Raw genomic sequence first — 16,931 nt, forward strand, 5'->3', positions numbered from 1 at the left:
TTCGTGGTACTAAATTATTTTATGTAAAAACTGGGCGCAGAGTGATAATAATTGGAAATGTTTCAAACAATAAGGAATAGGAGGTACGCTCTTATGGAAAATTTACTTGAAAATGGTCTCATAATGGTTTCCATCATATTGGTTGTGAATATTGTCTATGTCTCTTTATTTACGATTCGCATGATTCTTACGTTAAAGGGGCAACGATATACGGCAGCGGCAGTGAGTACGGTGGAAGTAGTTATTTATGTCGTGGGATTAGGGTTAGTGCTTGATAATTTAGATCAAATTCAAAACCTTATTGCCTATGCGATTGGGTATGGGATTGGGGTTATAACGGGGATGAAGATTGAAGATAAGTTAGCTCTTGGCTACATAACAGTTAATGTTATTTCATCTAGTCCGGATTTGGAGTTTACGAAAAAACTTAGAGATAAAGGGTATGGGGTCACAAGCTGGTCAGCGTATGGAATGGATGGAGATAGATTAGCGATGCAAATTTTAACCCCACGAAAATACGAATTGAAATTATATCAATCCATTAAAGAAATTGATCCCAAAGCGTTTATTATAGCTTATGAACCGAAGACCATTCATGGCGGATTTTGGGTGAAGCAAGTAAAGCGAGAACGATTGAAGAAAAGAGAAGCACAAGAGTAGGTGATAGTATGACGAAGAAACCGAAGAAGATGCGCTTTCGGGTCGAGGAAGGCGAAACGATCTCGGACTGTTTAGCAAGGATGGACCGGGAAGGATATAAACCAAAGAGAAGAATGGAAAAGCCAATCTTTAAAGAAAAGGAAGATGGTGTAGAACCAGTCGCAAGAGAAATCATTTTTGAAGGTGTATTGAAAGAATAAGAAAAGCCCTTGAAGAATGTGGCACTCCGAAAGTTAGATTTAATTGTTCTAACTTTTGGGATGCACTTCAGTATCAAGGGCTTTTTCAATTTGCGCACTCCCAATGCTTCACATTTTGGGAGGCTCTTCATCATCAAGTTGTTGATATAACCTTTTGTCATCTTCCTGATTTGGGAGAATATCATGTAACATATTGGAAACCTTTGGACTTTTCACAACTGCCGTTACCGGACAGTATCTTACAATTCCTTCAGCAACCTTCATGGCGCTTAAAAAAATGATGAGGAGGCTGCTTTGTTGCCAAGGTCTTTTGATTAATCGTGCAGTTCCATAACTTAAAAACGATAAGCCAGCAGTTATTCGAACAAGTGCGTTCATGATACCAATATTTGATTTAAACAAAACTTTTCCTTCCCTTCATGTATTTAATGTATTAAAATTTTACATAACAAAAGTTTTTTCAGATTTTTCAGAGATGGGGGATAGACATGGGTGATTACTATCAATGGCGTAACCGACAGCTTCGTGAACAAGTAGCTGTTGTTGATGAAAAATTGCAACCTACAATGGTGTTAATAAATGCTACGTATTTAAATATGTTTTTAAAAAAATGGATGAAAGCGAATATTTGGATATATAACGACAGAATAGTCTATGTTGGTGATAAACTTCCGCGAAAGATGAAAAATATAGAAATAGTGGATTGTGAATCAAAGTATCTCGTCCCGGGCTATATTGAACCACATGGCCATCCATTTCAGTTATATAATCCCCACAGTTTTGCGCAATATGCAGGACAAACTGGTACAACGGTGTTAATTAATGATAACTTAGTGTACCTTTATTTATTCAATAAAAAGAAAGCGTTTTCTTTGTTGGATGAGTTTAGTGACATGCCTGTTTCGTTATACTGGTGGGCCAGATTTGATTCCCAGTCAATTCTCCAGGACGAGGAGGAATTTGTCCAAAATGCAGATGTATTATCTTGGTTGGAGCACGACGCTGTCATCCAAGGTGGGGAGTTAACCTCATGGACTAGTTTACTAAGAGATGATGACCGTATGCTCCACTGGATTCAAGAAACAAAACGATTAAGAAAACCTGTTGAAGGTCACTTACCAGGAGCTTCATTGGAAACCTTAACAAAAATGAAATTGTTAGGTGTTGATAGTGACCATGAGGCAATAACAGGAGAAGAGGTCTATCGAAGGCTTTTATTAGGATACCAGGTTGCACTACGTAACTCTTCCATTCGTCCAGATTTAAAAAAGTTATTCAATGAGTTAAAGGAGTATGATCTAGATTCCTACGATAATATTATGCTGACCACGGATGGCTCTACTCCTGTGTTTTATGACGGTGGGGTTATTAATAAATGCATTGAGATTGCGATTCAGGAAGGTGTCCCAATCATAGAAGCATACCGTATGGCTACGTATAATGCGGCAAAACATTTTTCCATTGATCATTTAGTAGGGAGTATTGGGCCAGGAAGGTTGGCACATATTAACTTTTTAGAATCAAAAGAGAACCCAAATCCAGAATCTATCTTGGCGAAGGGGAAATGGTTAAAGTATAATGGAAAAGTTAACAATGACAATAAGGCTTTTCAGTGGAATAAATATGTAAAACCATTGAAAATAGATTGGGAATTACAAGATACAGACTTTCGTTTCTTTGTACCAGTTGGCATGGAGATGGCGAACAACGTTATTTTAAAACCATTCGCTATTACAGAAGGACTGCAGCAAGCAGAGCTGAAAAATGATAATGATAATGCCTTTGTTATTTTAATGGATCGTGCTGGGAAATGGAGAATAGCTACACTGCTACGCAACTTTACTCGTAGCTTGGGTGGTCTTGCAAGCTCTTTTACAAATACAGGTGATATTGCCCTAATAGGGAAAAGAAAAGAAGATATTCGCTTAGCATTCAATAGAATGAAAGAGATTGGTGGGGGAATTGTTTTAGCAGATCAAGGCAAAGTTTTGTTTGAGTTACCTCTTAAATTGGCAGGAATGATGTCAAATGAGAAGATGGAGGAGCTCATTAAACAACAACATACCCTTTCGGAGATTATTTTGAAGCATGGATATAAATATGAGGATCCCATCTATACACTACTCTTTTTATCGGCTGTTCACCTACCGTATATACGCATAACGCCAAAAGGAATTATCGATGTGAAAAAGAAAGAAGTACTCTTTCCTGCGATTATGCGTTAAAATATTAAAGTGAAGAGTAAAAATATTAGTCTAAGTAAGCAAAGATGCAACAACAATAGAAATAGGAAAAGAAAGTGGGGATACAGTGCTTGCTAAAAAAAGCATGCTACTCATCTTCATGCTAATGGTATTCGTACTAGCAGCATGTAATGATGATAAGGCTAAGGAAGTAACAGAAGAACCTGAAGAAGTTGAAGTGGAAGAAGAAGTAGCAGCAGACCCAAAATCAGAATTAAAGAATGTTTACCCATTAACTGGTATTAAAACAAACGATCCCGTGAACAACCGTATTGTAGGAATTATGGTGAATAATGCGACACAGGCTAGACCTCAATCAGGTTTATCACAGGCAGATATCGTGTATGAAATACTTGCGGAAGGTCCAATCACACGGTTTTTAGCCTTTTTCCATAGTGAAACACCAGAGGTAGTAGGTCCAGTTCGAAGTGCTAGAGAGTATTATGGCAAGCTTGCTTTCGATATGGATGCCATTTATGTATACCATGGAGCTGCAACCCACGTAGAAGAAAAAATATTAAGTACAGGTGTCGATGTTCTGCAAGGGATGGTATACGATAATGATCAAGTGTTATTTAAGCGGGAAGATTTTCGAGTAGCACCTCACAATTCGTATTTCATCTATCCGAATGTGTATGAGGTTGCAAGTGAAAATGGTATTGATGTGGAGCGTGAATACGAGCCATATCCATTTTTAAAGGATGACGAAGTGGCTGAGCTTTCTGGTAACCCTGCTAATCAAGTAGAGATTGTCTATTTTGAAGGCCAAGAAGAGGTTATGTATGAATACGATCCTTCTATAGAAAAATACATTCGCTACAACGATGGGGAAAAAACAATTGAATTGGACGATGAAGAGCCAATTTTATTAGATAATATTTTCGTAGTTGAAACACACCATGAGGTAATTGATTCCGCTAATCGCAGAGCGGTTGATTTAGAATCTGGTGGTAATGGATACTTAATTCGAAAAGGTACAGTTGAAGAAGTGACATGGAAAAATGTCGATGGAAGAATTTTACCTTTCCAAGATAACGAGCCATTAAAATTTGTACCAGGTAAAACGTGGATAAATATTGTTCCGACATCGCCTGGAATTGAGCAATCTGTAACAATTCAGTAAGAGGAAGAGGAGGTAGATTACATGCAAATCGATAAATTAAGAGGAAAAGAACTCGATCAGCTTTTCAAAGCAATTTTATTACTAGAAGATGTGGAAGAATGCTATCGTCTCTTTGATGATTTAGCTACGGTTAATGAAATTCAGTCATTAGCACAACGCATGCAAGTAGCTCGTATGCTACGCGAAGGATATACGTATCATAAAATTGAAACCGAAACAGGTGCCTCAACAGCAACCATTTCTCGGGTAAAAAGAAGCTTGAACTATGGTAATGATGCGTATGATATGATTTTGGAGCGTCTTTATAAAGAAGAAGAAAAACCAGTAGAATAAAAAGAAAGCGGAAGAGCTACAGAATTAGCTTCTTCCGCTTTTTCTATCTATTAAGAAATATTCTAGCTCTTAAAAAAATTAAAATCTAATTTTTTCATTCAAGAAGCTTTTCAATTCAGCAATTGGCATACGTTTTTGTTCCATTGTATCTCGGTCACGCACGGTTACTTGCTTATCTTCAACAGAATCGAAGTCAAATGTAATACAGTAAGGAGTTCCAATCTCATCGTGACGACGATATCTCTTACCAATTGATCCTGACTCATCGTAATCGACCATAAAGTCTTTCGCAAGCTCTGCATACACTTCTCGTGCTTCCTCTGAAAGCTTTTTCGAAAGTGGGAAGATAGCTGCTTTATATGGTGCAACAGCTGGATGGAAATGCATTACAGTGCGGCTTGTGCCATCCTCTAAGGCCTCTTCTTCAAATGCATCAGCAAGGAATGATAATACTAAACGGTCCACACCTAAAGCTGGCTCAATAACATATGGAATGTATCGTTCATTGTTATTTTCTTGGTCAATATACTCAAAGTCTTCGCCAGAATGTTGTGCGTGCTGTTTTAAGTCATAATCGGTACGTGAAGCAATTCCCCATAGCTCACCCCAACCGAATGGGAATTTATATTCTAAATCGGTTGTACCATTACTATAGTGAGACAGCTCATCTTCATTATGATCACGACGGCGTACGTTATCTTCTGCAATACCTAGAGATAATAAGAAGTTATGACAATAATCCAACCAATATTGGTGCCATTCCTTCTCGGTTCCTGGCTTACAGAAAAATTCCATTTCCATTTGTTCAAATTCGCGTGTTCTAAAGATAAAGTTACCTGGTGTGATTTCGTTACGGAAGCTTTTACCGATTTGAGCAATACCGAATGGTAGCTTTTTGCGCATGGAACGTTGTACATTTTTAAAGTTTACGAAAATGCCTTGAGCTGTTTCTGGACGCAAGTAAATTTCATCAGCAGAATCCTGTGTAACACCTTGATGTGTTTTGAACATTAGGTTAAATTGACGAATGTCTGTAAAATTACTTGAGCCACATTCAGGACAAACAATATGATTGTCTTCTATTAATTTAGCCATTTCTTCAAAAGGAAGACCATCTACAACAATTTCTTCCCCTTTTTCTGCAAAATGATTTTCAATTAATTTGTCTACTCGATGTCTTGCCTTACAATCTTTACAATCCATCATCGGATCATTGAAGTTTCCAACGTGACCAGATGCTTCCCAAGTTTTTGGATTCATTAAAATAGCTGCATCTAAACCAACGTTATAAGGGGATTCTTGCACAAACTTTTTCCACCATGCGTCTTTTAGATTTTTCTTTACTTCAATTCCAAGTGGACCATAATCCCAAGTGTTTGCTAAACCACCATAAATTTCTGAACCTTGAAATACAAAACCTCTATGTTTTGCGTGATTAACTAATTCTTCCATGCTTTTTGCCATGATTTGGCCTCCTTCATTCTTGTATTGAATAAACAGAACAAATGCTCTATAATGATAGAGAATACAAACAAAAAACTCTCGTCACAAGGGCATTTAGCCCAGGGACGAGAGTTGTTCTCCCGCGGTTCCACCCTGATTAGTGTAGAGGGTAAAATTCTACACTCACCTCAAGATACGAAACACTCAGAATTGCCGTTTCTCTAAATCTTTTTCTAGGCTTACACCATCCCTAGATCGCTTGAAAAAGAGGATTTAGATACTATTGATTCGTCATCATGCACTTATTCATTTCGTAACATTATTGTCTTCATTTTAATGGATTATTCATGTTTAATCAATATTAGCATATCCCAATTGTTGCTACAAGTTTCCATACTTAAATATTCCAAATAGGATTTATCCTCAAAGAATGCTATCATTTTTGCTATAATATAATGGTGGAAAATTTGAACGATGCCAATAAGTAACGGGGGCAAAAACATGTATGATATAGCAAAGTGGAAACACGTTTTTAAATTAGACCCAAACAAAGAAATTTCGGACGAACATTTAGAGAAAATTTGTGAATCGGGTACAGATGGAATTATTATTGGTGGGACAGACAATGTCACATTAGATAATGTCATTCATTTGCTAAGTAGAGTACGGCGGTATACGGTACCTTGTGCGCTAGAAATATCTAATATCGAATCGGTAACGCCTGGGTTTGATTTTTATTTTACGCCATCGGTATTAAATAGTGAAGATAAGAGATGGTTTATGGATTTGCATCATCAAGCTGTGAAAGAGTTCGGTCACTTAATGGATTGGGATGAATTTTTCATGGAAGGTTACTGCATATTAAATCCAGAATCAAAAGTGTTTCAACATACGAATGCAAAAATGGTAAAAGAGGAAGATGTGCTTGCTTATGCTCAGATGGTTGAGCATATGTTTCGTTTTCCAATCTTTTATATAGAATACAGTGGTGCTTATGGAGATCCAGCTCTTGTAGAAAAGGTAAGCAACCAATTAGACAAGACGTTATTATTTTATGGTGGTGGAATTACATCTCCTAAGGAAGCGGAAGAAATGGCGAAATTTGCTGATGTAGTCGTGGTCGGAAATGTTATATACGATAATATAAAGCAAGCGTTAAAGACAGTCAAAGCAGTAAAAAATGATTAGAAAAGGTGGGAATACTGTGAGTTTCACGAAAGAGCAAATCGTTAACGGAATGAATGAACAACAAGCAAAAGCCGTCCAGCACACAGAAGGTCCTTTATTAATTATGGCCGGTGCAGGGAGTGGGAAGACAAGAGTATTAACCCATCGAATTGCTTATTTATTACACGAAAAGGATGTTGCGCCTCACAATATTTTGGCGATAACCTTTACCAATAAAGCGGCAAGAGAAATGAAGGATAGAGTGGGACGACTAGTAGGACCAGAAGGCAATCAAATATGGATTTCTACCTTCCACTCTCTTTGTGTCCGTATTTTAAGAAGAGATATTGATCGTATTGGTATAGATCGGAACTTTTCGATTTTAGATACAACGGATCAGTTGTCCGTAATTAAGCAGTCCGTAAAGGAGTTAAATATTGATCCGAAAAAATGGGATCCTCGTATGATTTTAGGGAAAATTAGTTCTGCTAAAAACCAATTAATAGATCCGGAACAATATCAAAAAATGACGACAGGTAATTTCTTTGAAGAAAAGATAGCAGAGGTTTACAAGCTATATCAAAAAACGTTAAGACGAAATCATGCTTTAGATTTTGATGATTTAATAATGGATACCATTCACCTATTTGAACGACTTCCAGAAGTGCTTCAGTATTATCAAAGACGCTTTCAATATATTCATGTGGATGAGTATCAAGATACGAACCATGCTCAATACCAGCTCGTTAAAATGCTAGCAAATCGCTATGAAAATCTATGTGTTGTTGGGGACTCTGATCAGTCCATATACCGTTGGCGAGGAGCGGATATTGCAAATATTTTATCGTTTGAAAAGGACTATCCGAATGCAAGAGTGATTTTGCTAGAGCAAAATTATCGATCTACAAAACGTATACTAGATGCAGCAAATCATGTTATTGAAAAAAACACCTCACGTAAACCGAAGAAATTATGGACGGAGAATACATCCGGCGAAACGATAAAATATTATCCAGCAGCTACCGAAAAGGATGAAGCATTATTTGTTGTTTCACAAATCGAAAAGCTAATGAAGGAAGAAGGAATCAATTATCGGGATATGGCTATTTTGTATCGTACAAATGCCCAATCTCGTGCAATTGAGGATGTTTTCGTAAAATCGAATATACCTTATCAAATTGTTGGTGGAACAAAGTTCTATGATCGAAAAGAAATTAAGGACTTACTTGCATACTTGCGACTAATTGCAAATCCTAATGATGATATAAGCTTTCAACGGGTAGTTAACGAGCCGAAGCGTGGAATAGGGAAAACTTCAATGGATAAATTACTAGCTTATGCTCAAATGCATGACTTATCCCTATTTGATGCAGCTAGTGAAATTGAACAAATTAACATTAGTAAAAAGGCAGCCAATGGTATCTTCGATTTTCGTAAAATGATTGACAATTGGACAAAAATGCAAGAATTCTTATCGGTATCTGAAATTGTAGACGAAGTACTAGAGAAAACAGGGTATGTCGACATGCTGGAAAAGGAAAAAACATTGGAGTCCCAGAGTCGTTTAGAAAACATAAACGAATTCAAAACCGTAACAAACCAATTTGAAAAAGATAATGAAGATAAAAGTCTAATTGCCTTTTTAACAGATTTAGCGCTTATTGCAGATATTGATCAAGTGGAAGATGAAAACGAAGATAATAAAGTCGTCTTGATGACGTTACACTCCGCAAAGGGACTTGAATTTCCTGTTGTATTCCTAATTGGTATGGAGGAAAGTATATTTCCACATAGTCGTTCCTTAATGGACGAGGAAGAAATGGAGGAAGAACGTCGACTGGCATATGTAGGGATTACAAGAGCGGAAGAGCAGCTTTACCTGACACACGCTAGAGAAAGAACCTTATATGGTAAGACGAATTGGAATCCAGTTAGCCGTTTTATTAGTGAAATTCCGGATGAATTAATTGAAAATCTAGGTGAGGAAACACGTAGTTTTGGAAGCATTAGCTTTGATAATCCATTTTCCTCAAATAGAAATGAAAAACCTATTACACAGCAAATCAAACGGAAAGCCCAGAAAATGCAGCCGCAGTCAACCGGTGGAGAAAATATTGGTTGGCAAGCTGGCGATAAAGTAGAGCATAAAAAGTGGGGTACTGGTACAGTTGTGAAGGTTCAAGGTAATGGGGAAGAGATGGAACTGGACGTTGCATTCCCAGCACCTGTTGGTATTAAACGTTTATTGGCAATGTTTGCACCAATCACGAAAGGATAAGTGAGGTGTTTTTAATGGATAAATTAGAGGCGAAAAAACAAATCGAACAATTAAGTGAAGAGCTAAATCGTTATAACTACGAATATCATGTATTAGATCAACCAACTGTTTCCGATTATGAATACGACCAAAAGATGAAGCAGCTAAAGGATTTAGAGGAGCAGTTTCCAGAATTTATCACAGCGGATTCCCCTTCCGTGCGTGTTGGTGGACAGCCACTGGATGCCTTTGAAAAGGTTCAACATACTATTCCGATGCTAAGCCTTGGGAATGCCTTTAATGAAACAGATTTAAAGGAATTTGATCGTCGTGTACGGGAAGGAGCAAGTGTGGAGAAAGTCTCCTATGTATGTGAGTTGAAAATTGACGGTCTTGCTATTTCCCTGAGATATCGTGATGGGTTAATGGAACGTGGGGCAACTCGTGGTGACGGTCGAACAGGTGAAAACATTACCCAAAATCTTAAAACGATTAAAAGCATCCCGTTAAAAATTAACGAAACGGAAACCATTGAGGTACGAGGAGAAGCCTTCATGCCAAAGCGTTCTTTCTTGTCCTTAAATGAAAAAAGAGAAGAAAATGGGGAAGAACTCTTTGCCAATCCTAGAAATGCGGCAGCTGGTTCTTTGCGTCAATTAGATCCAAAGATTGCGGCATCGCGTAACTTAGACATCTTCATTTATAGTGTTGGAGAGTGGGAAGCAGGTGATATTGCATCCCATAGTGAAAGATTAGCTTATTTAAAAACATTAGGCTTTAAGACCAATCCAGAGACGAAAGTATGCCAAAGCATCGAGGAAGTTATTGAATATGTAAAGTACTGGACAGAGCACCGACCAGAATTAGCGTATGAGATTGATGGAATCGTAATTAAAGTGGATCAAATTGAACTGCAAGAGATGCTTGGCTATACAGCAAAAAGTCCAAGATGGGCAATTGCTTATAAATTTCCTGCAGAAGAAGCAGTTACAAAATTAATAGACATTGAATTGAGTGTTGGGAGAACAGGCGTTATTACACCAACAGCTATATTAGAACCAGTGAAAGTAGCAGGTACTACCGTTCAACGAGCATCCCTGCATAATGAAGATTTAATACGCGAAAAAGACATACGAATTGGGGACAAAGTTGTAATTAAAAAAGCTGGTGATATTATCCCGGAAGTGGTCCGGGTCATACCAGAAGAGCGTAGTGGGGACTTAGTAGAGTATCGGATGCCAACAGAATGTCCAACTTGTGGGAGTGAACTCGTTCGTTTGGAGGAGGAAGTTGCACTACGTTGCATAAACCCAAACTGCCCGGCACAATTAAAAGAAGGACTCATTCACTTTGTATCAAGAAATGCGATGAATATTGATGGTCTTGGTGAAAAAGTAATTCGCCAGCTTTATGACGCTGGGCTTGTCCACACCATCGCAGATTTATATAAACTCGAAAAAGAGTCACTATTAAAGCTTGAGCGTATGGGAGAAAAGTCTGTTACGAATTTGCTTGCAGGAATGGAAAAGTCAAAAGAAAATTCCTTGGAGCGATTGCTGTTTGGACTTGGTGTGCGATATGTTGGAAGCAAAGCTGCTCAAACATTATCCGAGCACTTTGGGAATATCGATGCTTTAATGAGTGCAACGATGGAGGAATTAATTGAAATACCGGATATTGGGGAGAAAGTGGCGGATTCTATTGTTCGTTATTTTGAGGAGCCACAAGTCCGTGCGTTAATTGCAGAATTAAAGACACTCGGTTTAAATATGGAGTATAAAGGACTGAGAAAAGAGGATGTTGCAGAAGGCTCACCATTTTCCGGAAAAACAGTCGTGTTGACTGGTAAGCTAGAACAATTCTCAAGATCCGATGCAAAGAAGCAAATTGAAGCTTTAGGTGGTAAAGTTACTGGAAGTGTAAGTAAAAGTACTGATATACTAATAGCAGGTGAAGATGCTGGCTCCAAATATGATAAAGCACAGCAGCTCGGTATTACCATTTGGGATGAACAGCAATTAGTTGATGCCTTAAGTAAATAGAGGGGTAGTTAATATGAAAAAGTCTTTTCTTTTCTTCGTTAGTATCCTATTGTTCGTAACGGCTTGTACTCCTTCTTATGATAGTGAGGAGGAGATAGTACAAGATACAGACGAAGAAGATCCAGAAACAGCGATTATTCCAAAGTATAATTTTTCAGATGACGAATACAAAATTATTTTAGAATACGAGCCTGGTCAGTCAAAGGGCGTTCTAGATGAACAAATTTATAAACCAGGTAAAGCACGTGGAGTTATTGTAAATCAAGTCTTTAATCGTTATGACATTGATGAAATGGAAGAAGGATTAAGAAGGCATTCGAAATCTGTTTTTGACCCTGAGCATTTTTATTTTCAGGAAGGCCAATTTCTTACAGAGGAAGTTGTTTATCGTTGGCTAAACCGAAAATATACCGAAGCAGATTGGGAAGAGTACTATAAGGACCATGACAAAAATCCTCCTTTAACAAAGGAGCAGTTCATGAGTGGGTTAAACCCAACCTTTACCGGAGATGAAAGTGATCCAGATGCTTATAAGAAGAGCCCACGTTATTTATCACATATTTTAGAACAAAATTATTTGCAAAAAACGGAAGAAAATACAGTTGGTCGAAAAGGAATATCTATTGCCCTTGCGATGAAGTCTGTTTACCAATATCAAACAGAAGTTGGTGGACCTACCTATTACCATGAGATTTCAGAAAAAGAGATGCTGAAAAAAGGGAAAGAATACGCACAAATTATATTGGAACGAATACGCAAAATGGAAGAAGCGCAAGATCTACCAATCATGTTTACAATCTACAGAGAAGAATCGCAGTCTTCTCTTGTGCCAGGTAATTTTGTTGCCAAAACGGTTGTGGATGGTAGTGACATGACGATTGGGGAATGGACATCAATAGAAGAGGATTATGTGTTATTTCCTTCTGATGAAGCGGACAAAAAGTATCCTGGAGATGCGAACATGATGAAGGACTTTACAGAAAGTGTTCGAGAATTCTTCCCTGATTATGTAGGTGTTATTGGTAAAGGCTTCTATGTTGACGGTGAGCTGCAAGAATTGATCGTAGAGGTACCAATTGAATTCAAAGGAAAAGGGGAAGTTATTGGATTCACCCAATATGCATACGGCTTGATTATGGAAATCTTTTCGAACAAGTATGACTTAGAAATTAACGTACAATCTACAAATAAACAAGAAGCAATTCTTTACCGGGATGCTGGAAAAGAGGAGCCAGAGGTTTATATCTATCATTAATGGATTAGGCTTCGGTATATCAATATCATTTACTTGTATGTTAATTCTAAATTCTAAAATCTAAAAATTAAACATAGGACACCTTTATAAATTATTGTATGGTTACTTTACATTTATTAAGGTGTCCTTTTTATCTGCGTAAAAAAGAGTGGTATGCACTTGTTATAGTGATTACCACTCTTTTTATTTACTGACGTTTTATCCAGCCTCTTTGACTTTTTATAATGAAATACTTATTCACAAACGGAAACAAACTATTCTACTGTAATACTTCCGTTATGCGTTTTTAGAACAATTGCATGTTCACCGTCACCTATAACCAAAGGACCATTGGAGTTACCGAAAATAGTAATCTTTCCGTTGTGGACACTCGTATTAAACGTCACGTTTGTTGGTTTTTCATCTGTAGTTATGTTTATCTTACCGTTGTGTGTTTGCAAGTCTATCGGACGATCCATCTGCTTTGTTTCAAGAGAAATGGAGCCATTATGAGCCTTTCCTTTCAGCTCACCATCTATATTTTTCATCTCAATTTTACCATTATTTGTACTTACCCGTACGGACTCCGAATTAATATTCTCCATATATATTTCACCATTATTTGTGCTTAGTTCTGAATGGGCTGTTTGTAAATGGCTGACACTTATTTCTCCATTACTTGTATCCACAGTTAAGTCATTAATTTCCAAATTATCTATCTGTACACTACCATTGTCAATTTCCGCATGTAATGACTGATACACTTTTTGTGGTAAATATATTTTTAAGGTTTGGTTCCAATCAAAAAAATGAAAACGAAAAAACGATTTGGATTTATCTGCTGTTTCAACGGCCCATGTATTACCGTTTTTTTCAGCCGTTAGCCTACTGTTATTTGTACCTTTTCCAGTCAATTCCGCTTTAATAATGGAATCGGAAGTAGGGATAATTTCTACTTTTTCATTATGCACCAACATTTTTATATTCTGTATATCAGTAGCATCGATTTCCTTCGTTTGAACTACAGTGGCATCTCCATAAAGACGATAAGAAATAATACTACCTAAACCACCAACCACTATACATATAAGTGCTAACCATAACACTTTTTTAATATTAATATTAGTCACTCTTCATCCCACCCTTTACAAGCTGAACATTATAATTTAAATATCGAATTAATCCGTTTTGAAGCCATTTCGTAACATAGTACATTCCAATGATTAATAATAGTCCGGCCCCTGTTAATGCTATTGAGGAGAACATGTCTAGATAATTAAAGGTATCTGGAAAAAATATGATGTTTATGAGAAATAATAGTGGGGAAATGGTAAAGGCTCCCCCTGTTATCCACCCGGCAAGTATGATTCCGACAATGGCAACGAATGGAGCTAGCACGATTACAAGATTAAAAAAGCCTAAACCGATAACTGCCCAGACTGCTCGGAAAATATTAGCTGTTGAAGAGGAGCTTTCAACTTTCTCCAGATAGTAAGTAGCTAATAACTCTTTAGCTAGTTGATTTGGATTTCCAAGTGATTTTGTTATCTCCTCCTCTGACTTATTCTGCTCTTTTCCAATTTCAAAGTGTTCCTGAAAGTCATGTAAAATGTCTTTTCGTTCCTCGTAAGGAAGCCTTTGGAGGGATTTATCCAACTTGTTTAAAAACTGATTTTTATTCATCATTAACACCTTCCTTTATGATTTGGTTTACCCCACTAGTAAACCGCTCCCACTCTTCCATAAGCTCATGTAGATGCTCTCGACCTTTGCTTGTGAGCTTATAATACTTGCGGGATGGTCCCTCAGATGATTCCTGTAAGTAGGTTGTAAAATATTCTTCATTTTTTAAACGCCTTAATAATGGATACACAGAACCTTCTGAAATTGCTATTTGATCGGAAATCTTTTGAACGAGTTCATAGCCGTAACGATCCTGTTTATCTAATAAAGCAAGGACACATAATTCTAAAGCTCCTTTTTTAAATTGGACGTTCATCTAACCATTCACCTACATTCCATTAATTACTACTAAATAATAAACAGTAGCAATGTATATTTAGTACTAAACAAGTATACTATACCAAACACTATTATATAATGCAAGGTACTATATAAAATTTATTTACCCCCGTTTTGGATAGAATGACATTGGAGCTTGTTGGCAGGGGTATGCAAGCTATTTGTTTTGCTGTTCAGGTGTATATATGAAAGCCCGTAGAAAGTTTTTTCAAAAAACTTTAAAAATGAACAAAATATTGAATTTTTTACTCAACATGTTTGAAGCATAAGAGCTATTAGGTTAGAATGAAAAAGGAATCCCCTTAAAAAGTGGGATAAGGGACTATATATATAAAAAGGAGGAGCTAACATGGTAGTACCATACACACACGAGCCTTTTACAGACTTCACAAATAGTGAAAATCGTAAAGAGTTAGAAGAAGCGCTGAAAAAAGTAGAAGGTGAATTAGGTAAAGAGTACCCACTTATTATTGGTGGCGAGCGCATCTTTACGGAAAACAAAATTACTTCTACAAACCCAGCTAACAAAGAGGAAGTAGTTGGTTATGTTTCAAAGGCAAACCAAGAGCTTGCTGAAAAGGCAATGCAGGTTGCAGATGAAACATTTAATACTTGGAGAAAAACGAAGCCAGAATTTCGTGCAGATACTTTGTTCCGTGCGGCAGCTATTGTTCGTCGTCGTAAAGCAGAATTTACTGCTTGGGCAATTAAAGAAGCAGGTAAGCCTTGGAAGGAAGCGGATGCAGACGTTGCTGAAGCAATCGATTTCTTTGAATATTATGGTCGTCAAATGCTTAAATTTAAAGATGGTCAACCAATAAACAGTCGTCCGATTGAAAATAATCGTTTCAATTATATTCCTCTCGGTGTTGGTGTTGTTATTTCACCATGGAACTTCCTTTTTGCAATTATGGCAGGAACTACCGTTTCCGCTATGGTGGCAGGTAATACAGTATTATTAAAACCAGCAAGTGCTACTCCAGTTATTGCCTATAAGTTTATGGAAGTAATGGAAGAAGCAGGCATGCCTGCTGGTGTTATCAACTATGTACCAGGAAGTGGTGCGGAAGTTGGTGATTACCTAGTTGATCATCCTCGTACACGTTTCATTAGCTTCACTGGCTCTCGTGATGTTGGAACGCGCATTTTCGAAAGAGCTGCTAAAGTGAATGAAGGCCAATTATGGTTGAAGCGTGTTATAGCGGAAATGGGTGGTAAAGACACAATTGTTGTAGATAGTGAATCGGACTTGGAATTAGCAGCAGATGCGATTGTATACTCTGCATTCGGATTCTCAGGTCAAAAATGTTCTGCATGTTCTCGTGTTGTTGCACATGAAGACATTTATGATCAATTAGTTGAGCGTGTTGTAGAATTGACGAAGCAAAATACAAATGTAGGTGAACCTACAAAAGCCGAAACATTTATGGGTCCAGTTATTGATCAAGCAGCCTATAACAAAATTTTAGAATATATTGAAATTGGCAAACAAGAAGGTAAATTGTTAACTGGTGGTGAAGGAGACGATTCAAAAGGCTACTTCATCCAACCTACCGTATTTGCTGATTTAGCTCCAAATGCTCGTATCATGCAAGAAGAAATCTTTGGTCCAGTTGTTGGATTTACGAAGGCGAAAAACTTTGATGAAGCAATTGAAATTGCCAATAATACAGACTATGGCTTAACAGGTGCAGTCATTTCAAATAATCGTGAGCATATTGAAAAAGCACGTGAAGATTTCCATGTAGGTAACCTTTACTTCAACCGTGGATGTACAGCAGCTATCGTAGGCTATCATCCGTTTGGTGGCTTTAATATGTCAGGTACAGACTCAAAAGCTGGTGGCCCTGATTACTTATTAAACTTTATGCAAGGTAAGACGACTTCTGAAATGTTGTAACATAAAACAAAAATGTCCCCATACTATTTAAGTATGGGGATTTTTTAATTGATATTGGAGCATTACGGAGTATATAAGGGCTAAAGTCCTATAAATGTTAGGTTTTTCAGCAAATATACCCTATTATCCCGTAAAATAGACAAATATCTTTTTGAAAAATTCTTAATATTTGTTTAAAATTGATAGTATCGGAACAAAGGGGGGACAAGTAATGGAAGACTTTGCACTAACAGGAGCAACAGTGTTTTGGCTTTTTGTACCTATGCTATTAATCGTAGTATTATCTGCACTATCATTATTTAAAAAG

At 37.2% G+C, this 16,931-nt stretch carries 15 protein-coding genes; 10 read left to right on the forward strand and 5 right to left on the reverse strand.

What is annotated here, in order from left to right; genetic code table 11:
* Nucleotides 1–93 precede the first annotated feature (93 nt).
* Together C1A05_RS13425 and C1A05_RS13430 are read left to right on the forward strand one after the other, a co-directional pair.
* On the forward strand, nt 94–660 hold the full coding sequence (locus C1A05_RS13425) for a DUF2179 domain-containing protein (protein WP_102028758.1): 567 nt from the start codon (nt 94–96) through the stop codon (nt 658–660).
* 8 nt (nt 661–668) lie between these two features.
* Nucleotides 669–860, forward strand: a complete 192-nt coding sequence (locus C1A05_RS13430; RefSeq protein ID WP_102028759.1) for an NETI motif-containing protein — start codon at nt 669–671, stop codon at nt 858–860.
* Nucleotides 861–968: 108 nt separating this feature from the next.
* Here C1A05_RS13430 and C1A05_RS13435 read toward each other — a convergent pair whose 3' ends face one another.
* Nucleotides 969–1,262: a YgaP family membrane protein gene (locus C1A05_RS13435; RefSeq protein WP_234998544.1), complete on the reverse strand. Its 294-nt coding sequence runs from the start codon at nt 1,260–1,262 to the stop codon at nt 969–971.
* 86 nt (nt 1,263–1,348) lie between these two features.
* On the opposite strand from C1A05_RS13435, the gene C1A05_RS13440 reads away from it, so the two are divergent.
* The 3 genes from C1A05_RS13440 to C1A05_RS13450 all read left to right on the forward strand — a co-directional run bounded on the left by C1A05_RS13440 (nt 1,349) and on the right by C1A05_RS13450 (nt 4,559).
* Nucleotides 1,349–3,085 (forward strand): adenine deaminase C-terminal domain-containing protein, encoded by a 1,737-nt coding sequence (locus C1A05_RS13440; RefSeq protein ID WP_102028760.1) that lies wholly within the window; start codon nt 1,349–1,351, stop codon nt 3,083–3,085.
* A gap of 85 nt (nt 3,086–3,170) precedes the next feature.
* A complete protein-coding gene (locus tag C1A05_RS13445) occupies nt 3,171–4,226 on the forward strand; it encodes a DUF3048 domain-containing protein (RefSeq protein ID WP_234998545.1) in 1,056 nt (351 codons plus the stop codon).
* 21 nt (nt 4,227–4,247) lie between these two features.
* Complete coding sequence (locus C1A05_RS13450; protein ID WP_102028761.1) at nt 4,248–4,559, forward strand: YerC/YecD family TrpR-related protein; 312 nt, start codon at nt 4,248–4,250, stop codon at nt 4,557–4,559.
* 78 nt (nt 4,560–4,637) lie between these two features.
* Here C1A05_RS13450 and C1A05_RS13455 read toward each other — a convergent pair whose 3' ends face one another.
* Nucleotides 4,638–6,023 (reverse strand): glycine--tRNA ligase, encoded by a 1,386-nt coding sequence (locus C1A05_RS13455; protein WP_102028762.1) that lies wholly within the window; start codon nt 6,021–6,023, stop codon nt 4,638–4,640.
* Nucleotides 6,024–6,503: 480 nt separating this feature from the next.
* On the opposite strand from C1A05_RS13455, the gene C1A05_RS13460 reads away from it, so the two are divergent.
* From C1A05_RS13460 to C1A05_RS13475, 4 genes are read left to right on the forward strand one after another with little or no spacing between them, the layout of a single operon-like run.
* Nucleotides 6,504–7,190: a heptaprenylglyceryl phosphate synthase gene (locus C1A05_RS13460; RefSeq protein WP_102028763.1), complete on the forward strand. Its 687-nt coding sequence runs from the start codon at nt 6,504–6,506 to the stop codon at nt 7,188–7,190.
* Nucleotides 7,191–7,206: 16 nt separating this feature from the next.
* The gene (gene pcrA, locus C1A05_RS13465; RefSeq protein WP_102028764.1) at nt 7,207–9,447 is read left to right on the forward strand and encodes a DNA helicase PcrA; all 2,241 of its coding nucleotides are present in this window, start codon (nt 7,207–7,209) and stop codon (nt 9,445–9,447) included.
* A 14-nt stretch (nt 9,448–9,461) separates the two neighbouring features.
* Nucleotides 9,462–11,468, forward strand: a complete 2,007-nt coding sequence (ligA, locus tag C1A05_RS13470; protein ID WP_102028765.1) for an NAD-dependent DNA ligase LigA — start codon at nt 9,462–9,464, stop codon at nt 11,466–11,468.
* A gap of 13 nt (nt 11,469–11,481) precedes the next feature.
* Complete coding sequence (locus C1A05_RS13475; protein ID WP_102028766.1) at nt 11,482–12,723, forward strand: CamS family sex pheromone protein; 1,242 nt, start codon at nt 11,482–11,484, stop codon at nt 12,721–12,723.
* Between the two features lie 254 nt (nt 12,724–12,977).
* Here C1A05_RS13475 and C1A05_RS13480 read toward each other — a convergent pair whose 3' ends face one another.
* Genes C1A05_RS13480 through C1A05_RS13490 form a run of 3 tightly spaced genes read right to left on the reverse strand, consistent with a single transcriptional unit; the run spans nt 12,978 to nt 14,701 of the window.
* On the reverse strand, nt 12,978–13,832 hold the full coding sequence (locus C1A05_RS13480) for a DUF4097 family beta strand repeat-containing protein (protein ID WP_102028767.1): 855 nt from the start codon (nt 13,830–13,832) through the stop codon (nt 12,978–12,980).
* On the reverse strand, nt 13,825–14,385 hold the full coding sequence (locus C1A05_RS13485; protein WP_102028958.1) for an HAAS signaling domain-containing protein: 561 nt from the start codon (nt 14,383–14,385) through the stop codon (nt 13,825–13,827). The genes C1A05_RS13480 and C1A05_RS13485 overlap by 8 nt, the downstream gene beginning before the upstream one ends.
* The gene (locus C1A05_RS13490) at nt 14,378–14,701 is read right to left on the reverse strand and encodes a PadR family transcriptional regulator (protein ID WP_102028768.1); all 324 of its coding nucleotides are present in this window, start codon (nt 14,699–14,701) and stop codon (nt 14,378–14,380) included. The genes C1A05_RS13485 and C1A05_RS13490 overlap by 8 nt, the downstream gene beginning before the upstream one ends.
* Nucleotides 14,702–15,073: 372 nt before the next feature.
* On the opposite strand from C1A05_RS13490, the gene pruA reads away from it, so the two are divergent.
* Entirely contained in the window at nt 15,074–16,624 is a 1,551-nt protein-coding gene (pruA, locus tag C1A05_RS13495; protein ID WP_102028769.1) for an L-glutamate gamma-semialdehyde dehydrogenase, read from the forward strand.
* Nucleotides 16,625–16,931: the final 307 nt, after the last annotated feature.

This window comes from Salirhabdus sp. Marseille-P4669 (assembly GCF_900240405.1).
In the GTDB taxonomy this organism is placed as follows: domain Bacteria; phylum Bacillota; class Bacilli; order Bacillales; family Alkalibacillaceae; genus OEQK01.

What these genes read in the sequence shown, in the direction of transcription:
- C1A05_RS13475 (WP_102028766.1), top strand. Translation starts at nt 11,482, where the DNA reads ATGAAAAAGTCTTTTCTTTTCTTCGTTAGTATCCTATTGTTCGTAACG.
- C1A05_RS13440 (WP_102028760.1), top strand. Translation starts at nt 1,349, where the DNA reads ATGGGTGATTACTATCAATGGCGTAACCGACAGCTTCGTGAACAAGTA.
- pruA (WP_102028769.1), top strand. Translation starts at nt 15,074, where the DNA reads ATGGTAGTACCATACACACACGAGCCTTTTACAGACTTCACAAATAGT.
- ligA (WP_102028765.1), top strand. Translation starts at nt 9,462, where the DNA reads ATGGATAAATTAGAGGCGAAAAAACAAATCGAACAATTAAGTGAAGAG.
- C1A05_RS13460 (WP_102028763.1), top strand. Translation starts at nt 6,504, where the DNA reads ATGTATGATATAGCAAAGTGGAAACACGTTTTTAAATTAGACCCAAAC.
- C1A05_RS13485 (WP_102028958.1), bottom strand. Translation starts at nt 14,385, where the DNA reads ATGAATAAAAATCAGTTTTTAAACAAGTTGGATAAATCCCTCCAAAGG.
- C1A05_RS13430 (WP_102028759.1), top strand. Translation starts at nt 669, where the DNA reads ATGACGAAGAAACCGAAGAAGATGCGCTTTCGGGTCGAGGAAGGCGAA.
- C1A05_RS13425 (WP_102028758.1), top strand. Translation starts at nt 94, where the DNA reads ATGGAAAATTTACTTGAAAATGGTCTCATAATGGTTTCCATCATATTG.
- C1A05_RS13455 (WP_102028762.1), bottom strand. Translation starts at nt 6,023, where the DNA reads ATGGCAAAAAGCATGGAAGAATTAGTTAATCACGCAAAACATAGAGGT.
- C1A05_RS13450 (WP_102028761.1), top strand. Translation starts at nt 4,248, where the DNA reads ATGCAAATCGATAAATTAAGAGGAAAAGAACTCGATCAGCTTTTCAAA.
- C1A05_RS13490 (WP_102028768.1), bottom strand. Translation starts at nt 14,701, where the DNA reads ATGAACGTCCAATTTAAAAAAGGAGCTTTAGAATTATGTGTCCTTGCT.